The sequence below is a fragment of the Pseudomonas sp. JL27(2026) genome, from assembly GCF_056933555.1.
On the sequence record NZ_CM167794.1, the window covers coordinates 1,220,817 to 1,234,800 of the forward strand.

Below are 13,984 nucleotides of genomic sequence, written 5' to 3' on the forward strand. Positions count from 1 at the left end.
GCCGCCTGAACCGCGCGGGGTTTATAAAGGTCCGGGGTCAACCTGGCAACCCTCAAGGGCCGGACTTTTCGAGTATTGGCAGGCAGGCCCTGCGGTCAGTGGCCGGGCAGGGCGACGGGTTTCGGGTTAGACTTGCCGCCTTTTCGCATAACCAAGAAGCCCACACATGGCACAGCCGTCCACCACCTACAAGTTTGAACTGAACCTCACCGACCTTGACCGCAGTGTCTACGAGAGCGTGAAGCAGACCATCGCCCGTCACCCTTCGGAAACCGAAGAGCGCATGACCGTGCGGTTGCTGGCCTACGCCTTCTGGTACAACGAGCAGTTATCTTTCGGTCGCGGTCTGTCGGACGTGGATGAGCCCGCCCTGTGGGAAAAAAGCCTGGATGACCGTGTCCTGCACTGGATCGAAGTCGGCCAGCCCGACGCCGATCGCCTGACCTGGTGCTCGCGTCGCACCGAACGCACCAGCCTGCTGGCCTACGGCAGCCTGCGCGTCTGGGAAACCAAAGTGATCCCGGCGATCAAAAACCTGAAAAACGTGCACATCGCCGCCGTGCCTCAGGAAGTGTTGGAAACCCTGGCCAAGGACATGCCCCGCGTCATCAAGTGGGACGTGATGATCAGCGAAGGGACGATTTTCGTCACCGACGACCGTGGTCAGCACGAAGTCCAGTTGCAATGGCTGAGCGGCGAGCGCGGCTGATTTTTCGCCGCGTGTCTGCACCGTTCCGTTTCGCTCCACCTCTTTAAAGGAAGTAGCTGCCGCCCCATGCGTATCGAACCTCGTCTGTTGCCCGCCACCCTGCCGTTTCTTGGTGATTTGCCGCCATTGCTGACCCGTCTGTATGCGGCGCGGGGGGTGAAGTCGGAGGCTGAACTGGACAAGAGCCTGGCGCGCTTGATTCCGTATCAGCAGCTCAAGGGGATCGAGGCGGCAGTGGATTTGCTGGTGGTGGCGCTGGATCAGCGCCAGCGGATTCTGATCGTCGGCGACTTCGACGCCGACGGCGCCACGGCCAGTACCGTGGGCCTGCTGGGCCTGCGTTTGCTTGGGGCGGCCCACGTCGATTACCTAGTGCCCAACCGGTTTGAATACGGCTACGGCCTGACCCCGGAAATCGTCGCGGTGGCGCTGGAGCGTCAGCCGCAGTTGCTGATCACCGTGGATAACGGCATCTCCAGCGTCGAAGGCGTGGCAGCGGCGAAAGCGGCGGGGTTGACGGTGTTGGTGACCGACCACCACTTGCCGGGCCACGAATTGCCGGCGGCCGATGCCATCGTCAATCCGAACCAGCCTGGCTGTGAGTTTCCGAGCAAGGCATTGGCCGGCGTCGGGGTGATCTTCTACGTGCTGATGGCCCTGCGCGCGCGGTTGCGCAGCCTTGGCCGGTATGAGCGCACGCCACAACCGAACATCGGCGAGTTGCTGGACCTGGTGGCACTCGGCAGCGTGGCCGACGTTGTGCCGCTGGATGCCAACAACCGCATTCTGGTGCATCAGGGCCTTGAACGAATCCGTGCCGGTCGCGCCCGGCCGGGGCTCAAGGCGATCCTTGAAGTGGCCAAGCGGGACCCTTCGCGCATCACCTCCACTGACCTGGGGTTCATCCTCGGCCCCCGCTTGAACGCTGCCGGGCGTCTGGACGACATGAGCCTGGGCATCGAATGCCTGCTCAGCGAAGACCCGGCTTCGGCACGGGAAATGGCGGTGCAGCTGGACGAACTGAACCAGGACCGCAAATCCATCGAGCAAGGCATGCAGCGCGAAGCCCTGGCCCAGCTCAAGGATTTGCCGGTGGAATCGATGCCGTTCGGCCTGTGCCTGTTCGACGCCGATTGGCACCAGGGCGTAATCGGGATTCTCGCCTCACGCTTGAAAGAGCGTTACCACCGCCCGACCATCGCGTTTGCCGACGCCGGTGACGGCATGCTCAAAGGCTCGGCACGCTCGGTGCCGGGGTTTCATGTTCGCGATGCACTGGATGCGGTCGCCGCCAAACACCCGACACTGATCAGCAAGTTTGGCGGTCACGCCATGGCGGCCGGGTTGTCGCTGCCGGAGCAGAACTTCCCGGCGTTCGCCGAGGCGTTCGATGCCGAGGTGCGTCGCCAGTTGTGCGAAGACGACCTGACCGGGCGCTTGCAGTCGGACGGTTCGCTGGCGGTTGAAGAGTTTCACCTGGAACTGGCCCGCGCCCTGCGGCATGCCGGTCCCTGGGGCCAGCACTTCCCCGAGCCACTGTTTCACGGCGTGTTCCAGTTGGTCGAGCAGCGGGTGGTCGGTGAGCGTCACCTCAAGGTCGTGCTCAAAAGCGAGTGCGGTTCGGTGAAACTCGACGGGATCGCCTTCGGCATCGACCGTGACGTCTGGCCGAACCCGACCATTCGCTGGGTCGAACTGGCCTACAAACTCGACGTCAACGAGTTCCGTGGGAACGAGACGGTGCAGTTGATGATCGCCCACATCGAACCGCGTTAGAGGCAGGATGCTTTTGTGGCGAGGGAGCTTGCTCCCGCTGGGGCGCGGAGCGCCCCTAAATGCGTTTTGTCTGACGCAAATTGGTGAATGGTTTTACGACTGCTGCGCAGCCGAGCGGGAGCAAGCACCCTCGCCACAGGTTCGCGCTAACCCCAAACTTTGGAGGTTTCAATTCTTGATCCCTCCCTCATCTGCCGATGTCGACTAGGCTCTAAGCACTGCTTGATTGGCCTTGTGACGTCTTGTCGAATTTTTGCCCGCGGGGGCGGGTGCTGCATCCTTTCCTGTCACTCGTCGACTTTTCAAACAGAACCCTGGAGCCTGCCCACTGATTTGAGAGGTGCCCCATGAGTCTGCTGCTTGAACCCTATACCCTTCGCCAATTGACCCTGCTCAACCGCATCGCGGTGTCGCCGATGTGCCAATACTCCAGCGTCGATGGGCTGGCCAATGACTGGCATCTGGTACACCTCGGCAGTCGGGCCGTGGGCGGCGCCGGGCTGATTTTTACCGAAGCCACGGCCGTCACCGCCGACGGTCGCATCACCGCCCAGGACCTGGGCTTGTGGAACGACGAACAGATCGAACCGTTGCAACGCATCACGCGTTTCATCACTGCCCAGGGCGCCGTGGCCGGCATTCAACTGGCCCATGCCGGGCGCAAGGCCAGTACTCACCGGCCCTGGCTGGGCAAGCACGGCAGTGTCAAACCCGCGGAGGGTGGCTGGACGCCGGTCGGCCCTTCACCGATTGCTTTTGACCCGGAGCACACGCCGCCCACGCAATTGACCGAGGCGCAAATCGCCGAGGTGATTCAGGCGTTCGTCGAGTCGGCCAAACGTGCGCTGACCGCAGGTTTCAAAGTGGTCGAAGTGCATGCTGCCCACGGTTACTTGTTGCACCAGTTCCTGTCACCGCTAAGCAACCAGCGCCGCGATCAGTACGGCGGTTCTTTTGAAAACCGTATTCGTCTGGTATTGGAAGTCACCGAAGCGGTGCGTGCGGTCTGGCCTGAAGAGTTACCCTTGTTTGTGCGCGTATCGGCCACTGACTGGGTCGAGGATGGCTGGAACCCGGACGAAACCGTGGAATTGGCGCGGCGCTTGAAAGCGATGGGGGTGGACCTGATCGACGTGTCGTCCGGTGGCACGGCGGCAAACGCCGAGATTCCCACCGGGCCGGGTTACCAGACACGGTTTGCCGAGCGCGTGCGCAAGGAGTCGGGGATTGCCACCGGCACTGTCGGTTTGATCACTGAACCGGCGCAGGCCGAGCATATTTTGCGCACCTGTCAGGCCGACATCATTCTGCTGGCCCGCGAGCTGCTGCGTGATCCGTACTGGCCCTTGCATGCCGACGATGACCTGGGCGGGCGCAAAGCGATCTGGCCGGCGCAGTATCAACGGGCGACGAGCCGTGATCAGCCAATCCATGAGTCGGATTTGCGGGATTGAAGGTTGCTGTAAAACAAAATGCCCCGGCCAGGTGGGGCGGGGCTTTGGCGTTTCTGCGTCGGGATATTGGTTGGCTGTTCGGCCGTCTTCGCGAGCAAGCCCGCTCCCACAGTTGATCTTTGTCATACACAGAATCTGTGTCTCATGAGGATCCAATGTGGGAGCGGGCTTGCTCGCGAAGGGGCCAGCCCTGGCGCCGCGGCCTTATGCCCCCGGCCACTCCGGGTACTTGCGTTTGTCCGGCGCAGGCGGGAAGTACTGGTACAGCCAGGTCTCGCTCAATGTCCGGTCATGGGTACGGATGAACAGCCGCAGTTCCACTGGCTCTACGCTGTCGTTGGTCGGGAACCAGTCGAAGGTGATTCGATAACCCTTGATGTCATCGAGCACCAGCACGTTGAAGTCCTTGACCTCGCCATTCGACGCCGTGACCACCGGTTCTATGCCGGTACCCGATGGCAGCCGATCCAGGCCGCCGCCGGTGAAGTCCACCGCAAAGCGCCGCGCCCAGACTTTCGGGTAATGCTCGCCCGGTGCCCAGCCCTCGGTGAAACCGCCCATGCCTGAACGGGTCGCGTTGACCCGCGCCAGCGGTGTGCCGACCGGTGGCAGGGCGCTCCAGTAGAGTTTGTAGCCGTAGTTCAGCGAGTCGCCAGCGGCCACCGGTGTCTTCGGGGTCCAGAAGGCCACGATGTTGTCCAGGGTTTCGCCCGTGGTCGGGATTTCCAGCAGGTCGATCGAGCCTTCGCCCCATGCGGTGGTCGGTTCGACCCATAGGCTCGGACGCTTGCTGTACCAGTCGACGGTGTCCTGATAACTGTCGAATTCGTGGTCGGTCTGCACCAGGCCAAACCCTTTCGGGTCCTTGTCGGCGAAGGCGTTGAACTGCAAGGTCGCCGGGTTGTTCAGCGGGCGGCAGATCCATTCGCCATTGCCGCGCCACATGGCCAGCCGATCCGAGTCGTGGATCTGCGGGTGAATGGTGTCGCACATGCGCCGCTCGTAGGTGCCGCAGCTGAACATGCTGGTCATCGGCGCGATGCCCAGTTGCTCGATGGCGGTGCGTGCGTTGACGTGGGCGTCGATGGCCATCACCACCTGAGTGGCCTGGCAGTCGATATCGAAGCGGTAAGCGCCAGTGGCGCTCGGCGAGTCGAGCAGGGCGTAGACCACGAATCGAGTGCTGTCCTTGTCCGGCGTCTCGAACCAGAACTGGGTGAAGTCCGGAAACTCTTCGCGCTTTTTGGCGTAGGTGTCGATGGCCAGGCCACGGGCCGACAAACCGTACTGGCCGGTGTTATCCACAGCGCGGAAGTAGCTGGCGCCGAGGAACGACACCACGTCGTGCTTATCCAGCTCCGGGGCCTTGAACAGCTTGAACCCGGCAAACCCCAGGTCGCCCTTGAGCTGGGAAGTGTCGACGCTGGTGTTCTGGTAATTGAACAGCGGCGGACGGAAATGCACCTCCCGCGCCTGACGGGTCCTGGGGTCAACGCTGTGCATGCGCACCGGTTGCTTGAAGCCCATGCCGACATGGAAAAAATGCACGTCGAGTTGACCGTTCAGGTCATTCCACAGGGAATGGCTGGCGTCGTACTGGATGGCATTGAAGTTCTGCGGCGTCATGTTTGCCAGGGTCGGCGGTAACACTTGCTTGGTATCGACGTAACGCTTGCCGGCCAGCTGTTTGGCCTGGGCCTTCAAGGCTTCGAAGTCAAAGGCCTGGGTTTCGCCATCGGCGGTCCCGGTGCCGGCCCAGGCGCGCGCGGCCAACAGTCCGGAGGCCGAAAGGCCGGTGTAGGCTGCGATGGCCATGGAGGCTTTCAGCAAGTTCCTGCGGTGCATAGGGACAACCTGTGGTGGATGATCCCGCCGCGTTCCTGGCGGCGTGACGAATCAAAATTAGAGGTTCGGACAAGCCCTCGGCCAAACGCATCGGATTCTAAACAGATGCCGGATAAGATAAAGCGTTCGAAATAACTCGAAAAATGATTGGCTTGCATTGCGTGAAAAACACCGACGAAGCGGCTCAGGAGGCCCGACGCCAGTGGGGCCAGGTCAGCAGGGTTGCCGAGCGCAGCAGCCACTCCATCGGCCCGTATTGATGGCGGCGCATCCAGTGGGCGCTTATCCACAGTTGCAGGATGAAAATCAGCGCTACCAGCAGCAACACCATCAGGGACGGCAGTTCATTCATCAGCCGTAACCCGTAACCGCTGAACAGCAAGCCGAGTATCAGTGATTGCAGGATGTAGTTACTCAGGGACATCCGGCCCATGGGCGCCAGTTGTGCCGACAGCCGCTGACCACCCGGCGTGCGAAACCAGCGCAGCATCAGCACTGCATAGGCCGCCGCCAGCAACGGCGCGGTCAGTTCGCCAATGCCGAAGGCCAGCAACTCCAGGCCAGCACCCGGAGCCAGCACCGCGACCAGTCCATAAAACAGCGCCCCGCTCAGCCCGAGCGGCAGTGCAATCTTCAACAGCAGTGGCTCATAGGCTGCAAACCCATAGGGTTCGACCAGCCACAGTCGCCGACCGGCCGCGTAGCCGAGCAGGAACATGGCCAACGCGCTCGGCCCCTGAATCAGCCAGAGGAACAACTGCGTGGGGACCAGTTGCTCGACATGGTAGGCCAGCGTGCTCAGTGGCCCGGCGTGGAAGGCGTTCAGTGCCGGGTTGCTGCTCAATATCAGGTTGTCGAACAGGTCGCCGCTGGCCATGGTCAGCCCCCCGAGGGCGATCAACAGGCTGCATGCGGTGAGTGTCAGGCCCAGTGCGATGATCACTGCCGTGCGCGGCTTCAGGTGACGGCCCAGCAGCAGGACCAGGCCGAGCAGGGCGTAGATCGACAGAATCTCGCCGTGGAACAACAGCAAACCGTGGAGCACGCCGATCACCAGCAAGGTCATCTGGCGGCGCAGCATGCGCGGCACGAAGGCAGCGCCGGCGCGTTCGGCCGAGGCCATTTGCAGGGTGAAGCTGTAGCCGAACAGAAAGGAAAACAGCAGGTAGAACTTGGTTTCGAAAAACGTCGACGTCAGCAGGTGGATGAAGCGATCCAGGCCATGGTCGTAGAACCGGCTGGTGGCTTCGGTGCCGTAGAAGGGATCGGCGAACGCCCAGATGTTCACCGCCAGAATGCCGAACAGGGCAAACCCGCGCAGGGCATCGACGTGTTCCAGCCTGGCCTTGGCGGTGTTGACCGAGGGAATTGCAGGTGCAATGGCGGTCATCGGGCGCATCCTTGCAGAAGATGAATCACCAGGCCTTGCAGTACATCGGCCTGGGCTTGGGGGTGGAAGTCGGGGTCGGCGGCAACCCGGGCGAACATGCCGTCGATCAGGGTGGCCAGCCAGGTGGCTGCTTGTTCGGGGCTCAATGGTGTGTGCAATTGCCCGGCCGCATCGGCGGCACGCACCAGTGCCGTGAGACCTTCGCGCAGCGCCAGGTCATTGGCCTTGACCAGCCGCGCCACGGCCTCGTCGCGATGCCCCAGCGCGGAAATCTCCAGGGCCAGGCCGGCGTAGTGATGGTCGCAGGCCAACTGGCAGACCTCATCGATAAACACCTTCAGCGCCGCCATCGGGTCGGCTGCCTCGGCCAGCGCGGCCATGGCCTGACGGATGTCCTCACCTTCACGCGTGACCAGCGCCAGCAGCAATTCGTGCTTGCTGCTGAAGTAATGAAACAGGTTGCCCGCGCTCATTCCGGCAGCGGCACAAATGTCAGCCGTGCGCGTGGCGACGAAACCCGCCTGGGCAAAACACCGGGAAGCGGCATCCAGCAGGGCGGAGCGTTTGAGTTCACGTTGCTGAGGGTTGATCGGGCGCATGGGGTCTTATTTATTAATTGAGTGGTCACTCAACTTAAGCCGTGCATGCCCGGCCTGGCAAGTGGGGCGATTCAAATAAGCGTTTATATATTTTTGACTAATTACTCTAAAAATCGCTCCCGGCAGCTCAAACCTTCCTATTCTTAGCAACAAGACCGGGCCTGGCCCTTGGGGAGCGGTGTCTTGAGCAACAGTTCGGTGTGTTCCGGTTGTGGCTCAACGGTGTGCAGGGCGATGCAGTCGCGCAGGTATTGGTTTTCAAGCAGAGGAACATCGTCCATGGCAAAAGCGCAGGGTATTACCGGTTTTCTGGGTTTTTTTTCAGGCGTGAACATGTCGCGCCGAACACGGCGCCTCAGCCCTGAAGAGTTGAAGTTGGTGGAGCAGTACCGCGCGTTGTCGGAGAGTGACCGGATCGCCATGCGCTATCTGGTGGATGCGATGCGCAGCGTTTCGCGGTTTTGACGTTCCGGTGTCTCCAGTCGGTGGGCACAAGCCCACCGCTGGCGTCATTGCCTGGGCGCGTCGATCAGAGGCAGGTTGCACCCGGTTGTGGTACGTCGCCTGTTTTGATCAGACGCGCGAGCGTGCCGAGGCTTTCATCGTGTCCCCGTTTTACGGCTTCCTGAAGACAGGCCAGCCCTCGAGGCATGTCGGGTGTTCCCCGATTTTCGTCCATCAGGTTGTAAGCCAGGGAGGAGTAGAGCTCTCCCGAATCGAATTTTTTGATGGCCCTGATCAGGGTTTCTTTGGATTTTCCCGGGTCCTGGCAAGGGCCTCGGTACTCGGTGTCGCCATGATCGCAATAGAAATACGAGAGCATGCTGGCTGCGGTCTCGTCCTTGTCCGCGTGGGTCAGCAGCAGCTTTTCGATCAGCGCCGGCTCCATCTCGGGTGACATCCCGGAGTAGCCCAGGCGGATCGCGTTGGTTGCCCCGTCGCTGGAGCCTTGTTCAGCGGCGTGCAAGTCGATCAGTTGGGCCAGGACGAAAAAGTACTGGGTCAGCAGGTAAGTTTCCCGCGAGCCATAGCCTTGATAGATATCGGCTTTGCGCATTTCGCGCTGCAGCGCTGTTTCGTTGGCCGGCACGTGTTCGTTGAGCAGGCTTTCGACCGACCATTCCTCGAAGCGCACTAGGTTCCAGCAGGTGTTTTTCTTGAACACGAAGGCCTGCAAGACATCCCCCAGCGTGTCGTGGACCACCAACGTCCCTTCGTCGACCCAGAAGGTTTTCAAACCGGCCTTGGCCTGCGCCTCGGGGTCGAGCAATGCCAGGGCGCCGGGTTTCAGTGCGGGCACTTTGTGGCGGAGGGTGATCGGGTAGGCTTTGTCGTCATAGGCCACGCGTTGCTCGGTCACCGGCGTGGCGGTGTAGGCTTTTTGCAGTTCGGGGCTGACGGAAAAAGCTTTGACGAAGGTCGGCAAATCCTCGGACGGGCAGCCCGGTTCCGCCGCAAGGGCCGGAGTGGACACGGCCGTGCACAGCATCAGACCGAACAGCTTCAGGCGCAGGGTGTTGAGGGAAAAAAGCGGGTTCATCGAGGGATCCATCACTCAGGAGTGGGCGAATTATTGACTTTGCGGGTCGCAGTACAGCATCGCGCCTTCAGGGTTTTTCGGGTCTTTGGCCAGGATCGGTTGGCTGAGGCCATCGCCGTCGTAGTCCGGGCCGAGGGTTTTGCGAACCGTCTCGACGCTGGCGCTCAGGAACAATCCATGGACGGAAAACGGCCCGCGAAACGGGATGACGATGCTGCTCACCTTAAGCCCGTGAAAGCGTTCGCTGAGGCAATAATGCGCAGCCTCGTCCATGCGGCACGGTTCCAGGTTGCGCTCGGTGAAGTACTCGCCGCGAGGTTTCAGGGTGACGGCGTCGAGGTAGACATTTTCGATGCTGCAGGTGGCCAGGCCACTGAATTGCTCTTCCAGGCTCATGGCCAGGCAGTTGCCGACACTGCCCAGCAGCAGTCCGAGGCACAGTGCGCTACGTTTCATCGCGGACCTCTTCTTTCAATCCGCAGGCCAGGTCCCTGGCGGTGCAATGGCGGTGCAGCACGCGGGCGGCGTAAATGGCGCCTGCCGACAGAACGATGATCAACGCACAGTAGATGTACCCACGGATGGGGTTCTGGGGAAAGTAGCCCCACACGGTGAGTAGCAACTCGATGGCCACCAGGGTCAGTTTGATACTCAGGTACGGGATCAGCGCGATCAGCAGGTTGAACAGGCAAAACACCCAGAACAATGTCCACATCAGAATGCCCAGGCTGATCTCGCGTTTGATCGCGCCAAACCATGACTGGTAAAGGCCAACGCCAAAGTACTGGATCGCCACCCACAACAGCACCGCCAGCAGGTGCACCAACAGTGCCGAAAACAATCGGTTCTGGGTGTCGCGGCTCATGAGCGGCGGGGGTGGGAAAACGCTGCCCTGAAAACCATCAGGCACCGTTTTTGGGGCGGGGTGTTGCGGGGGCATTGGGGCATCCTTGCGGTGTGGCAGCTTTCAAGCGGCGGATAGTGCCGCAACTCGCGGCGCATATCCAGATCACTGCCGAGGCAACACCGTGCCCGACTCCGTTCGGGCACGGTGTAGACAGGCCTTAGCTCACTTCTGCGACGGCTCTGTGCGCCTCATCAATCGCCGCATGGGCGTAGGCGCTCCACGCGGCGTCCGAGTTAGCGATGCTGACTCGTCCTACGGGTTTGCGCGCCAGGTTCATGAGTTTCTCGCTCTCATCGGAGTCGTCGTACAGGCTGTTGGAGAAATACGCATAGCCGTGGGACCAGCGGTTGACGGTGATCGCCAGGATGTCGGTCTCATGGTTAAAACCACCCGGGCCGAGCATGCGCTGCAACTGGTCGCGCAGTTGCGCTTCGAGCACTTCGAACGTCTGCCCGTACAAACGCCCCCGGCCGGCACGGGCCTGATCGCGGGCATTCATGCCGCTGTTGGGGCTGGTGGGTACGTAGACCATGTGCAGGCCGATCGGTTGGCTCGGGTCTTTGGGGTGGTCGTAACCGCCCATGCTCACCGGGTAGTCGAGCTTGATCCGGCTGTAGGGCTGGGTGGCGGCGTAGATCTCATGCACGCCGAGTGTCTGGAACGACTGCCAGTTGCGGATCACCACTTTGGTGTACACCAGCGGGAATTTCACGTTCTGGCTCAGGGCGTGGGATTGCTCTGCGGACAAATCACGCAGCAAGTACGGAATCATCATGTTGTAGCAAGCCATGATGCAGTGTTTACCGCGCACCTGGCTGAGCTGTCCGCCACGGCTGTAGCCGATGTTCACGGCGTTGCCGACGTTGTGCACGTTGACCACCGTGCTGTTGAGACGAATGCGTATCGGGGTTTTCGGCTGGTCGAGTCTGGCGTAGTTGAATGGCGCCAGGACGATGTCGTCCATGGTGTGCCCGGGTGCCACGGCCGGGATCAGGCTGCGTACCAGCAAACGTGCCAGCGACGCGTTGCCGTCCGGGAAGTGATAGATGTAGGGCTCATCCATTTCAGCCTTGGCTTCTTCGCTCAGGGGTTTCAGATTCATCGCGCTGAAACCCGGGAAACCAACGTTGTAGGCGTCGGCCGCTGCCACGGCGTCAATGCTCAGGGCCATGAAGTCGTTGGTCCGGCTCTGGAAGTACTTCACTGCGCCTTCCGATAACCCGACGTCCTTCAGCAGAAAGTCCCGGTAACTGGTTTTTTCCAGGTGGGTGCTTTTCTCTTCAAGGGTCTTGCCCGCGAGGTAATCCCGAGGCGCCTTGTGCAGGGCAATCAGGGCTTCACGGTCGGAGGGCGGCAGCGGGAAATCGTTGATGAAGTCGTCGATGGCACGGGCGTGCAACTGGTCCGGGGCGATGTCGTCGGCGACCATCGGGGTCGGGTCGCCGGTAACCAGTTTGTCTTCGCCGAAGTTCTCCTTGTCGAAGAACACCGCACGGGAAAGCCCCAGGCCTGGGTAGAACTGACGGTCGAAGGCTGTCTCGAAGCGTTTGATGTTCACCCCGAGATTTTTCAGCAGACCGTTCACTTCCTTGCTGTAGAGGTGGTTGGGCGACTGGAAGGCTTCGCTGCCGCCATAGCCGAGGATCATCCGTCCACCGGCCGAGAATTCATTGCGCTTGGCGTGGCCGCCAAAGTCGTCATGGTTTTCCAGAATCAGGATGCGCGCTTGCGGATGTTTCTCACGGTAGAACCACGCCGCCGACAGACCGCTCAAGCCACCGCCGACCACCACCAGGTCGTACTCTTCACTGATGGGCAGGTGATCGGTGTCGAAGGTCTTTTTCTCCCAGCCCATTTGATGGGCGATTTCGAAGGAGCCAACGTGGCTGCCGCGCAATCCGGTGAGGGCTGGCGGGTAGTAACGGCCGTCGGGGGCGGCCTGAAGCAGTTGCAGGGGAGTCATGCCGGCGGCAATGCTGATGGCGACGCCGTTGAGGAAGTCGCGGCGGGTGATGTCCATGTTCAATCCTTGCTTGTTGTTGTAGGTCGCCTCTGACCCGGCATGAGCCAGAGGCGCTGCTGTTACCGGCTGATTTTCCAGGCGTCGCCGGTAGGGGCGGTGCCATGGTCATAAGGTTTGCCAAGCCACATGTAGAGCAGCCCAAGGCCAATCACGATGGCGGTGCTCAGGACCATGGCGTAGTTGATGTACCACGCCGCATCCGGCGTGCGTGGCCAGGTGACACCATCGACCAGCGCGCCGATGTTAACCGCCAGACCCCGGACGGCGATCCTGCGATACTTTTTTTAGTGTTTGAACATCACATGCCGCACGGTGGTGTAGTCCTCCAGTCCATACATGGACATGTCCTTGCCATAGCCGGACAGTTTCTGACCGCCGTGGGGCATTTCGCTGACCAGCATGAAGTGGGTGTTCACCCAGGTGCAACCGTACTGCAAGCGGGCGGCGAGGCGGTGGGCGCGGCCGACATCGGCGGTCCACACCGAGGACGCCAGGCCGTAGTCCGAATCGTTGGCCCAACCCAGTACCTGCGCTTCATCAGTGAATTGAGTCACGGACACGACCGGCCCGAACACCTCACGGCGGACGATTTCGTCGTCTTGCTGGGCGTCTGCCAGCACGGTGGGTTCGAAGAAGAAGCCATTGCCTTCCACAGCTTTACCGCCCGTGATCAAGCGGATGTGCGGCTGCGCGACTGCACGCTCGACAAAACCGGCCACGCGGTCGCGGTGCTGGGCGGTGATCAACGGGCCGAGTTCGGTGGCAGGGTCGTCCTGCAAGCCGTACTTGAGGGTGCTGACGGCAGCGCCGAGTTTTTCGACGAATTTCTCGTAGATGCCTTGTTGCGCATAGATGCGGCAGGCGGCCGTGCAATCTTGCCCGGCGTTGTAGAAACCGAAGGTGCGGATGCCTTCCACGGCAGCGTCGATGTCGGCGTCGTCGAAGATGATCACCGGGGCTTTGCCGCCCAGCTCCATGTGCATGCGTTTGACGCTGTTGGCGGTGCTGGAAATGATGTGCGAGCCCGTGGCGATGGAACCGGTCAGCGACACCATGCGTACTTTCGGGTGGGTGACCAGCGGGTTACCGACCGTAGGGCCTCGACCGAACACCAGGTTGAGCACGCCGGCCGGGAAAATCTCCGATGCCAGTTCCGCCAGCCGCAGGGCGGTCAACGGGGTTTGCTCCGACGGCTTGAGCACCACGGTATTACCGGCAGCGAGGGCCGGGGCGATTTTCCAGGCGACCATCATCAGCGGGTAGTTCCACGGCGCGATGGAGGCGACCACGCCCACCGGGTCGCGGCGGATCATCGACGTGTGGCCCGGCAGGTATTCACCACCGGCCATGCCGCTCATGCAACGGCTGGCGCCGGCGAAGAAACGGAACACATCGGCAATCGCCGGGATCTCATCGTGCAACGCCGCGCTGTAGGGTTTGCCGCAGTTGTCCGATTCCAGTTTGGCCAGTTCTTCGCCATGAGCCTGGATGGCGTCGGCGAGTTTGAGCAGCAGCAGCGAGCGGTCTTTCGGCGGGGTCTGGGACCAGCCTTCGAACGCCGCATCGGCTGCGCGCACGGCGGTGTCGACCTGGGCTTCGCTGGCTTCGTTGATTTCGACCAGCACACTGCCTAGCGCGGGGTTGAGCACCGGTTGGGCAGGGCCTTCGCCGTCGACAAGCTGGCCGTTGATCAGCAGTTTGGTTTGCATGGTTTTGTCCTCTTCGAAACTGTTGTTTTTCC

At 61.4% G+C, this 13,984-nt stretch carries 13 protein-coding genes and 1 pseudogene; 4 read left to right on the forward strand and 10 right to left on the reverse strand.

From position 1 onward, the window contains the following. The first annotated feature begins 166 nt into the window (after positions 1 to 166). From AC1Z1G_RS05510 to AC1Z1G_RS05520, 3 genes are all read left to right on the forward strand, one after another. Positions 167 to 709, forward strand: coding sequence for a YaeQ family protein (locus AC1Z1G_RS05510; RefSeq protein WP_007897614.1), 543 nt, complete (start codon positions 167 to 169; stop codon positions 707 to 709). A 66-nt stretch (positions 710 to 775) separates the two neighbouring features. Continuing rightward, positions 776 to 2,485 (forward strand): single-stranded-DNA-specific exonuclease RecJ, encoded by a 1,710-nt coding sequence (gene recJ, locus AC1Z1G_RS05515; RefSeq protein ID WP_483625523.1) that lies wholly within the window; start codon positions 776 to 778, stop codon positions 2,483 to 2,485. Between the two features lie 347 nt (positions 2,486 to 2,832). Next, positions 2,833 to 3,939: an NADH:flavin oxidoreductase/NADH oxidase gene (locus tag AC1Z1G_RS05520; RefSeq protein WP_483625525.1), complete on the forward strand. Its 1,107-nt coding sequence runs from the start codon at positions 2,833 to 2,835 to the stop codon at positions 3,937 to 3,939. 204 nt (positions 3,940 to 4,143) lie between these two features. Here the strand turns inward: AC1Z1G_RS05520 and AC1Z1G_RS05525 are convergent, their stop codons facing one another. From AC1Z1G_RS05525 to AC1Z1G_RS05540, 4 genes are all read right to left on the reverse strand, one after another. Next, positions 4,144 to 5,784, reverse strand: coding sequence for a glucan biosynthesis protein D (locus AC1Z1G_RS05525; protein WP_483625527.1), 1,641 nt, complete (start codon positions 5,782 to 5,784; stop codon positions 4,144 to 4,146). Between the two features lie 184 nt (positions 5,785 to 5,968). Beyond that, positions 5,969 to 7,174, reverse strand: coding sequence for a DUF418 domain-containing protein (locus AC1Z1G_RS05530; protein ID WP_483625529.1), 1,206 nt, complete (start codon positions 7,172 to 7,174; stop codon positions 5,969 to 5,971). Then, complete coding sequence (locus AC1Z1G_RS05535) at positions 7,171 to 7,773, reverse strand: TetR/AcrR family transcriptional regulator (protein WP_483625531.1); 603 nt, start codon at positions 7,771 to 7,773, stop codon at positions 7,171 to 7,173. The genes AC1Z1G_RS05530 and AC1Z1G_RS05535 overlap by 4 nt, the downstream gene beginning before the upstream one ends. Before the next feature lie 143 nt (positions 7,774 to 7,916). Further along, positions 7,917 to 8,054, reverse strand: a complete 138-nt coding sequence (locus AC1Z1G_RS05540; protein ID WP_483625533.1) for a hypothetical protein — start codon at positions 8,052 to 8,054, stop codon at positions 7,917 to 7,919. On the opposite strand from AC1Z1G_RS05540, the gene AC1Z1G_RS05545 reads away from it, so the two are divergent. Next, positions 8,053 to 8,238 carry a hypothetical protein gene (locus AC1Z1G_RS05545; RefSeq protein WP_483625534.1) on the forward strand — a complete coding sequence of 62 codons (186 nt, stop codon included), beginning with the start codon at positions 8,053 to 8,055 and terminating at the stop codon, positions 8,236 to 8,238. The two genes, AC1Z1G_RS05540 and AC1Z1G_RS05545, sit on opposite strands and share 2 nt — an antisense overlap. A 64-nt stretch (positions 8,239 to 8,302) precedes the next feature. Here AC1Z1G_RS05545 and AC1Z1G_RS05550 read toward each other — a convergent pair whose 3' ends face one another. From AC1Z1G_RS05550 to AC1Z1G_RS05575, 6 genes and pseudogenes are all read right to left on the reverse strand, one after another. After that, positions 8,303 to 9,313, reverse strand: coding sequence for a hypothetical protein (locus AC1Z1G_RS05550; RefSeq protein ID WP_483625535.1), 1,011 nt, complete (start codon positions 9,311 to 9,313; stop codon positions 8,303 to 8,305). Between the two features lie 30 nt (positions 9,314 to 9,343). Further along, positions 9,344 to 9,769, reverse strand: a complete 426-nt coding sequence (locus tag AC1Z1G_RS05555; protein ID WP_483625537.1) for a hypothetical protein — start codon at positions 9,767 to 9,769, stop codon at positions 9,344 to 9,346. Continuing rightward, positions 9,759 to 10,253 (reverse strand): hypothetical protein, encoded by a 495-nt coding sequence (locus AC1Z1G_RS05560; RefSeq protein WP_483625538.1) that lies wholly within the window; start codon positions 10,251 to 10,253, stop codon positions 9,759 to 9,761. The genes AC1Z1G_RS05555 and AC1Z1G_RS05560 overlap by 11 nt, the downstream gene beginning before the upstream one ends. 124 nt (positions 10,254 to 10,377) lie before the next feature. Beyond that, the gene (locus AC1Z1G_RS05565) at positions 10,378 to 12,240 is read right to left on the reverse strand and encodes an NAD(P)/FAD-dependent oxidoreductase (protein ID WP_483625539.1); all 1,863 of its coding nucleotides are present in this window, start codon (positions 12,238 to 12,240) and stop codon (positions 10,378 to 10,380) included. 62 nt (positions 12,241 to 12,302) lie between these two features. Further along, positions 12,303 to 12,500: pseudogene (locus AC1Z1G_RS05570) on the reverse strand (amino acid permease); the annotation flags it as partial. Between the two features lie 27 nt (positions 12,501 to 12,527). Beyond that, positions 12,528 to 13,952 (reverse strand): gamma-aminobutyraldehyde dehydrogenase, encoded by a 1,425-nt coding sequence (locus tag AC1Z1G_RS05575; protein WP_483625540.1) that lies wholly within the window; start codon positions 13,950 to 13,952, stop codon positions 12,528 to 12,530. Positions 13,953 to 13,984: the final 32 nt, after the last annotated feature.

Coding starts and splice junctions, on each gene's coding strand:
- AC1Z1G_RS05510 (WP_007897614.1), top strand. CDS start 167: ATGGCACAGCCGTCCACCACCTACAAGTTTGAACTGAACCTCACCGAC.
- AC1Z1G_RS05530 (WP_483625529.1), bottom strand. CDS start 7,174: ATGACCGCCATTGCACCTGCAATTCCCTCGGTCAACACCGCCAAGGCC.
- AC1Z1G_RS05520 (WP_483625525.1), top strand. CDS start 2,833: ATGAGTCTGCTGCTTGAACCCTATACCCTTCGCCAATTGACCCTGCTC.
- AC1Z1G_RS05535 (WP_483625531.1), bottom strand. CDS start 7,773: ATGCGCCCGATCAACCCTCAGCAACGTGAACTCAAACGCTCCGCCCTG.
- AC1Z1G_RS05555 (WP_483625537.1), bottom strand. CDS start 9,769: ATGAAACGTAGCGCACTGTGCCTCGGACTGCTGCTGGGCAGTGTCGGC.
- AC1Z1G_RS05545 (WP_483625534.1), top strand. CDS start 8,053: ATGGCAAAAGCGCAGGGTATTACCGGTTTTCTGGGTTTTTTTTCAGGC.
- AC1Z1G_RS05565 (WP_483625539.1), bottom strand. CDS start 12,240: ATGGACATCACCCGCCGCGACTTCCTCAACGGCGTCGCCATCAGCATT.
- AC1Z1G_RS05560 (WP_483625538.1), bottom strand. CDS start 10,253: ATGCCCCCGCAACACCCCGCCCCAAAAACGGTGCCTGATGGTTTTCAG.
- AC1Z1G_RS05540 (WP_483625533.1), bottom strand. CDS start 8,054: ATGGACGATGTTCCTCTGCTTGAAAACCAATACCTGCGCGACTGCATC.
- AC1Z1G_RS05575 (WP_483625540.1), bottom strand. CDS start 13,952: ATGCAAACCAAACTGCTGATCAACGGCCAGCTTGTCGACGGCGAAGGC.
- recJ (WP_483625523.1), top strand. CDS start 776: ATGCGTATCGAACCTCGTCTGTTGCCCGCCACCCTGCCGTTTCTTGGT.
- AC1Z1G_RS05525 (WP_483625527.1), bottom strand. CDS start 5,784: ATGCACCGCAGGAACTTGCTGAAAGCCTCCATGGCCATCGCAGCCTAC.
- AC1Z1G_RS05550 (WP_483625535.1), bottom strand. CDS start 9,313: ATGAACCCGCTTTTTTCCCTCAACACCCTGCGCCTGAAGCTGTTCGGT.